The sequence below is a fragment of the Vibrio sp. Vb1574 genome (assembly GCF_033338675.1).
Genome location: NZ_JAWOTC010000146.1, coordinates 1 through 1,604, shown reverse-complemented (window position 1 = coordinate 1,604; position 1,604 = coordinate 1). Strand labels below are relative to the sequence as shown.

At 41.5% G+C, this 1,604-nt stretch carries 2 protein-coding genes and 1 pseudogene; 2 read left to right on the top strand and 1 reads right to left on the bottom strand.

Annotated features, from left to right (window positions below):
* On the bottom strand, positions 1-322 hold a 322-nt coding region (locus R7O12_RS24290; protein ID WP_318126597.1), incomplete at its 3' end, for a sporulation protein.
* Between the two features lie 247 nt (positions 323-569).
* Between R7O12_RS24290 and hutC the strand changes: the two genes are divergently transcribed.
* Together hutC and R7O12_RS24280 are read left to right on the top strand one after the other, a co-directional pair.
* Entirely contained in the window at positions 570-1,277 is a 708-nt protein-coding gene (gene hutC, locus R7O12_RS24285) for a histidine utilization repressor (protein ID WP_017448636.1), read from the top strand.
* Positions 1,278-1,407: 130 nt separating this feature from the next.
* Positions 1,408-1,604: pseudogene (locus tag R7O12_RS24280) on the top strand (imidazolonepropionase); the annotation flags it as partial.

The window sequence follows — 1,604 nt, the reverse complement described above, 5'->3', positions numbered from 1 at the left end:
CGCTAACGGCAGTGATAGGTGTTTCGTCATGCAGTTTTAGCTCGAAAGGCACTTGTTTTTCTTCATTCGGTTGAATCACAAACGGGTCAACCGCCTTGAGCTGGTCGATAGTGAAGGTTTGATAACTTACGCTATCGTCCACTTCAACTTTCATTTCTGTGTTCAATTTAATGGTGATAGCGTCGATCTGCTGTTCAACATCCCCACCTTTGATATGAACATGTCCCTTCAGCGTCGCACCTTGAAACACGCTCATTTCATCCAAAATAGTATCCACTTTTGCAGATCCAATACCCAACGATGCTTTTAATTTCTTAAACATGCCTTTCCTTTTTGCGACTGTTTTTATTAGTTGTGCTTTGTTTACACAATTGCCTTATAAGCTGCAAGCAATAGACCGCAAGAATACGGCTTGATTCCACTATCGATTCAAAAAATATCAAATCAGCCAAATCATTCAGCAAGCAAATGCCCGTTATTTGTCTCTAAATGTCGTATTTGTCGATAACTATTTGCAATTTGTACTTAAATTGAGCAGTATTTGTATAGTCAATTTAAAAGGTATCATTATGTCTGCGCCACTCTACATGCAAATCAAACAATTTATCCTCGATAAAATTGATTCCGGAGATTGGATGGTCGGACAGCGCATTGCGACTGAAATCGAGCTGACTGAACAGTTTGGTGTAAGCCGAATGACAGTAAACAAAGCGATACGAGATTTGGTGAATGAAGGGAAACTACAGCGTCGCCCAAGGTTGGGAACGTTCGTTTGTGACCCTAGTGAGAAATCAGAATCCCCATTACTAGATATTCGCAATATAGCGGAAGAAGTCAGTGACCGAGGACGCCAATACAGCAGTAAAGTAGTTCAGCAAGTCGCGATAAAAGCGGATGATAGCATCGCAATAAAACTTGGTGTAATGCTTGGTACAACGGTGTTTTACAGTGAGATCATTCACTATGAAGACAGCACACCTATTCAGTTAGAACTGCGTTGGGTAAACAGCCAATACGCCCCGAGTTATCTTAACCAAGACTTCACCCAAATTACTCCTAATCAGTACCTATCTAATAACTGTCCGTTGAGCGCGATTGAACACACGGTTGAAGCCATTGTTCCCGATAATCGCATCAAACTGGATTTGAAAATGCAGGCCAATGAACCTTGTCTTCTTCTTAATCGTAGAACATGGAGCCAAGACAAATTGGTCAGTACAGCTCTACTCTACCACCCAGGTAACAAGTACAAGCTGAGCTCTAAAGTTCTGCTCTAGGTGCATATAAATAGCCTTTCTCACTACGTTTTGATCACATTTTAGCAACATCACGCTTGTCACCGCATTCTTTTTGACCTATTTATTTGTATATACATTTAAAGATACAAATCAAAGTAGGAATGAGAGAATGGATTTGCTGATTGAGAATGCCCGACTAGTTAGCATGGAACGTGGTGAAGCAGGTTATTTACCAACGCCACCAGCCCGTGTTGGTATTCAAGCTGGTAAAATCGCGGCTATCAGTGCTCATCCAGTTGGAAGTGACACCCCTCAAATAGAAGCGCTTCTGTCTCCTCAACACTATTCGCAAACTATCGACCTACA

Excerpts from the sequence above, each read along its gene's own strand:
- hutC (WP_017448636.1), top strand. The coding sequence starts at position 570 with ATGTCTGCGCCACTCTACATGCAAATCAAACAATTTATCCTCGATAAA.